Below are 5,322 nucleotides of genomic sequence, written 5' to 3' on the forward strand. Positions count from 1 at the left end.
CTTACGACTTACGACTTACGACTTACGACTTCATCATTCCATTTCTCTACCTTTAATTTCTGCCAATCCTAACGTATCTAGTACCGCGCCTGGAGTGTAGTAACCAGCGGCTTTTTTCGCCTCAATTTCCACTTGTGCGTCTTGGGGAATCAAATCTTCGGGAATTGGCACTCGCTCGACAACTTCAATACCTGAGTTGGTGATGGCTTCATATTTCATGTTACTCATCGATACCAAACGCTCGATTCGAGTAATGCCCAACCAATGCAATATATCTGGCATTAACTCTTGAAAGCGCATATCTTGCACCCCAGCAACGCATTCCGTGCGAGCGAAGTACGCATCAGCGCGATCGCCTCCTTCTTGACGCTTGCGGGCATTGTAAACTAAAAATTTCGTCACTTCTCCCAATGCCCGACCTTCTTTCCGACAGTAGACAATGACTCCTGCACCTCCTTCCTGTGCTGTTTGAATGCAAACTTCAATTCCATGCACTAAGTAAGGACGACAGGTACAAATATCGCTGCCAAAAACATCGGAACCATTGCATTCATCGTGAACCCGCACTGCCAAGGGTCGATTGGGATCGGTAATTGCTGCCAAATCGCCAAATATATATACTGTGACTCCGCCAATTGGTGGCAGGAATACTTCTAAATCCGATCGCGTCACTAATTCTGGAAACATTCCCCCTGTTTGCTCGAACAAGGCACGGCGCAAGTCTGCTTCAGAAATTTGAAATCGTTTGGCAATTCCTGGTAAATACCATACAGGCTCGATCGCTGCTTTAGTAACGACGACATCGCCTTTCGATTTGAGCAGCTTGCCATCGATCGCCAACCGCCCTTTTTCTACCGCTGCTTGTAATTCTGGGAGATAAACGTGCGCTTTTGTAATTGCGATCGTCGGTCTGATATCGTATCCTTCTTGGTAATAAGACGCAAATGCTTCTCCTACCATTGCCCCAAACGGATCGAGCGAAACTATTTTCTGCGGGTCGTACCAACTTGGATGAGGACCAATATGTTCGACCGGCGAAGTATTCGTTAAATCGGCACGGTGATCTGCTTGCAATACCCCGCTTGCTACAGCTAGAGCGCGATAGACAGCATAACCTCCTGAATGAGTCCCAATCGCATTTCTGTGAGTTGGGTTAGCGAGGGTAGCCACGATCGGACCCCGTTGCATTGGGTCTTTGTCTCCCCAGCGAATCGGAATAGGTTGCGAACCAAAATTGCTCGGGTGAGAAGTCAGAATAATATGCCTGGGACTACTTTTTCGCTCTTGCATCGTTGTATATGCTCTACCTGCTAATGGGGTTAAGAGGGCTGTGACGCAACCAGACAAAGTAAGATGCTACGAATAGCAAACCTTAAGGGGAAACCTCAATTATAGCGACCGAATTTTGGTTTCAATAGTAACCCATAGCACGAAATTGGCTGCTATTGGGTTAAATCTAAGGTTCAGGGTGCTAAGTTTTCATTGCAATGTATAAAAAAATACAAAAATGTGGCAGGACTTGCTTAATTCTAAAATTTAAGGAAACGGTTAAAAACCCTTAGTCATACCGCGATCGCCTTTAACACCCGATTTAACTAATAACTTAGCTATGACAACAAACGTATGAATGAGTCATCTATTCAATCTTTTCTAGAAGACCTGAAGCATCCTGATGAAGTCGTGCGTCAGGCAGCAACAGAAGCACTGTGGCGAGCTTGGTTTTATCAAAAAGGGGACTACGGTTGGGAATGCATTCAACGTTCTCAAGTTCTTTTCTCGACTGGAAAAGTGTCGCAGGCAGAAGCAGTCCTGACAGCACTTATTCGAGACCAGCCAGATTTTGCCGAAGCTTGGAACCGCAGAGCTATTTTATACTACTTCACTGCGCAATATGAAAAAGCACTGGTAGACTGTCAGACAGTCGTTAAACTCAACTCAATGCATTTTGGTGCTTGGCACGGTCTGGGTTTATGCCAAATGGCACTAGCAAATTATTCACCTGCAATTCGTGCTTTTCGCCAAGCATTGAAGATTCAGCCATATGCCATAGACAATCAAAGGCTGCTTTTGGAATGTACGGCAAAGTTGTGAGGGAGTAGGGAGCGCGCGAGCAGGGAGTAGGGAGTAGTGAAGCAGTTTAGTCGTCGCCAATTCATTCAATACGGCTCTTTGGCTCTGGGTACTGGTATTGTTGCTGCTTGTGGATTTAAACCTTTAGTGTTTCTGCTCGCTGACTATGGTTAGTTGAAAAACAACACCTTTGCCGCTTTGGTTGTGTGGGCTTAAGTGCCTTATCCGACTGGCTACTCCGTCACTGGCACGAAAGCGCGATTAAAGATGAATGGTAATGGGTAATTGGTAAGTGGCTAGTGACTGCTGACTAGATAAAGGATTTGACCACTAGCCACTAGTCACTGACAACTGATAACTGATAACTGATAACTGATAACTGATTATGATTGATTGGGATGCACTGACGGCTGAGTTACAGAGAATTGAAGTTATTAGCGATCCTAACCAAGTTGCTAAGTTATCTCAGGATTACCACACTTTCAGCCCCATACTGCAAGCTCAACTGCATGGGAAAAAGGGGGATTTGGTTGTCCGTCCCACGACGGAAGCAGAGGTGATCCAGGTTGCAACAACCTGCGTTAAATACCGTGTTCCCGTAACGATACGGGGTGCTGGAACGGGTAATTACGGGCAGTGCGTACCCCTCCACGGTGGCGTGGTTCTGGATATGTCGCGGATGCAGGCAATTCGCTGGATCAAGTCGGGAGTAGCGCGGGTAGAAGCAGGGGTGAAATTAGCTGCTTTGGATAAGAAAGCGCGAGAGACGGGGTGGGAGATGCGCATGGTTCCTTCTACTTATCGGACGGCGACGATTGGCGGGTTTATTGCTGGCGGAAGTGGGGGAATTGGCTCGATTAATTACGGACAATTACGCGATCGCGGTAATATTAATGCTATCCGTGTCGTGACAATGGAAGACGAACCCCGTGCAATTGAACTGCGAGGAGATGAGATCCACAAAGTCAACCATGCTTGGGGGATTAATGGCATTATCACGGAATTAGAAATCCCTCTTGGTGCGGCTTACCCTTGGGTTGAGGTTATTGTCACTTTTGAAAGTTTTATGGCGGCTGCCCATTTCGGTCAGGCATTGGGCGATGCTGATGGGATGATTAAGAAACTTATTTCTATTTTTGCTTGGTCAATTCCCAGTTATTTTGGCGCAATTCGTCAGTACATTCCTGATGGAACTCACGCAGCACTGTTAATGGTGGCTGAATCGAGTTTGGAATTATTACCTGGATTGGTACAAGAATACGGCGGTTGTATTACCTATCAGCGATCGCCACAGGATGGTAAGGGTGCCAACTTGGCAGAATTTACCTGGAATCATACCACTCTACACGCTCGTAGTGCCGATCCCAACATGACTTACTTGCAAAGTCTGTTTCCCGCCAATGTAGAGACGTTACATGTAACGTCTCTACAATTGGTAGACCATATGTATCGTTATTTTGGCGATGAGGTGATGATGCATTTAGAATTTATCCGTGTTGGCGGTCGAACTGTTCCCGCTGCTTTGCAGTTGGTGCGATATACTTCCGAGGAACGCCTAAACGAAATTATTCGCTATCACGAAGAACACGGAGTTTTCATTGCTAATCCGCATACATATATTATTGAAGACGGTGGCAGAAAAGTTATCGACCCAGAACAGATGAAGTTCAAACAAATGGTCGATCCCTATGGGTTGCTCAATCCAGGTAAGATTAAGGCGTTGATGCGATCGTAGACTTCTACATGGAATCTCAAAATCCCAAAGTTGTTGTTGTCGGTGCTGGCTGGGCTGGATTAGGAGCTACATATCGCCTAGCAAAACAAGGGTACAATGTGACGCTGTTAGAAGCAGGTGCTTATCCTGGGGGTTTGGTTGCGGGTTGGAAAACTCCAGGCGGGCGATCGGTAGAAGCGGGAATTCACGGTTTCTGGTATCCTTACAGCAATATCTTCTCCCTAGTACGAGAATTAGGGATTAATCCTTTTACGCCTTTTACTCGTTCTTCGCAGTATTCGCCTGCTGGATTAGAAGTAGAGTCGCCAATTTTCCAAGACTTACCGCGCCTCCCTACACCACTGGGAACTTTTCTCTACACCCAGTTCAAACGATTACCTTTAAGCGATCGCCTCAGTGCTTTACCATTACTCTATGCTGTAGTAGATTTTGATAATAGCGATGCGGCTTGGCAGCGTTACGATAAAGTTACAGCCCGCGAACTATTCAAAGATTTCGGCGTATCGGCGAGACTCTACCGCGACTCATTTGAACCGATGCTGCTGGTAGGGTTATTTGCACCAGGCGAACAGTGTTCTGCGGCTGCGGCTTTGGGGATGTTGTATTATTTCATCCTGGCGCACCAACCAGATTTTGACGTGGTTTGGTGTCGGGGTACGGTAGGGGAAAAGATTTTTCGTCCTTGGGTAGAACAAATCGAACAGGTGGGAGGAAAAATTCTGCCTAATCGTCGCGTCAGCGATATTCTCCTCGATAGTGAAGGTTTGGCAAAAGCTGTAGTTTGTGGGGATGAAGTCTTCGAGGCGGATGCTGTCATCTTTGCTGTCGGAGTCAGCGGGATGCAGAAGATTGTCAGCGGTAGTTCTAGTCTGCAAAGCCGCAAAGAATTTCGCAATTTGATGAATTTGGGTGCGGTTGACGTGTTAGCCACTCGGCTATGGTGCGATCGCAAAATTCACATTCCCCGTCCTTCCAATGCTTGTTTTGGCTTTGATGCTACCACAGGTTGGACGTTTTTCGATCTCAATGCTTTACACGATGAATATCGCGACGTACCGGAGACAGTAATCGAGGCAGATTTTTATCATGCTAACCAACTGCTACCGATGAGCGATGAGGAAATTGTTCAGATGGTACAAGATTATTTAGCAACTTGCATACCAGAATTTCGAGCCGCTAAAATTTGCGATCGCAGTGTAATTCGTTTATCTAGAGCCGTGACTCATTTTACTCCTGGTAGCTATCAGAATATGTTACCAGCGAAGACGAGTATAAATAATATATTTATGAGCGGTGATTGGATTATTACCCATCACGGTTCATGGTCGCAAGAAAAAGCTTACGTCACTGGTTTAGAAGCAGCAAATTTAGTTATAGAAAGATTTGGCAAGGGAAGGAAAGCCGAAATTATTCCCGTTGAAGCAGACGAACCGCATATTCAGATAATGCGATCGCTTAACGAGAAATTACGTAATTTGGGCAATATCTTTCCTCAATTTTGGCTACCATAGTTTTAA

The 5,322-nt window shown here is 45.9% G+C and carries 4 protein-coding genes; 3 read left to right on the forward strand and 1 reads right to left on the reverse strand.

The genetic code is table 11. From position 1 onward, the window contains the following. Positions 1–33: 33 nt before the first annotated feature. On the reverse strand, positions 34–1,290 hold the full coding sequence (locus ACRC32_RS02560) for a GTP cyclohydrolase II (protein WP_438552504.1): 1,257 nt from the start codon (positions 1,288–1,290) through the stop codon (positions 34–36). A 333-nt stretch (positions 1,291–1,623) separates the two neighbouring features. On the opposite strand from ACRC32_RS02560, the gene ACRC32_RS02565 reads away from it, so the two are divergent. From ACRC32_RS02565 to ACRC32_RS02575, 3 genes are all read left to right on the forward strand, one after another. After that, a complete protein-coding gene (locus tag ACRC32_RS02565; RefSeq protein ID WP_438552505.1) occupies positions 1,624–2,091 on the forward strand; it encodes a tetratricopeptide repeat protein in 468 nt (155 codons plus the stop codon). Between the two features lie 364 nt (positions 2,092–2,455). Beyond that, positions 2,456–3,805: an FAD-binding oxidoreductase gene (locus ACRC32_RS02570; RefSeq protein ID WP_438552506.1), complete on the forward strand. Its 1,350-nt coding sequence runs from the start codon at positions 2,456–2,458 to the stop codon at positions 3,803–3,805. 8 nt (positions 3,806–3,813) lie between these two features. After that, positions 3,814–5,316 carry a hydroxysqualene dehydroxylase gene (locus tag ACRC32_RS02575; RefSeq protein WP_438552507.1) on the forward strand — a complete coding sequence of 501 codons (1,503 nt, stop codon included), beginning with the start codon at positions 3,814–3,816 and terminating at the stop codon, positions 5,314–5,316. Positions 5,317–5,322 lie beyond the last annotated feature (6 nt).

It is taken from the genome of Chroococcidiopsis sp. (assembly GCF_051657925.1).
Taxonomy (GTDB): domain Bacteria; phylum Cyanobacteriota; class Cyanobacteriia; order Cyanobacteriales; family Chroococcidiopsidaceae; genus Chroococcidiopsis.

Bases quoted from the DNA above. Each gene is read 5' to 3' on its own strand.
- ACRC32_RS02570 (WP_438552506.1), top strand. From the start codon at position 2,456: ATGATTGATTGGGATGCACTGACGGCTGAGTTACAGAGAATTGAAGTT.
- ACRC32_RS02565 (WP_438552505.1), top strand. From the start codon at position 1,624: ATGAATGAGTCATCTATTCAATCTTTTCTAGAAGACCTGAAGCATCCT.
- ACRC32_RS02575 (WP_438552507.1), top strand. From the start codon at position 3,814: ATGGAATCTCAAAATCCCAAAGTTGTTGTTGTCGGTGCTGGCTGGGCT.
- ACRC32_RS02560 (WP_438552504.1), bottom strand. From the start codon at position 1,290: ATGCAAGAGCGAAAAAGTAGTCCCAGGCATATTATTCTGACTTCTCAC.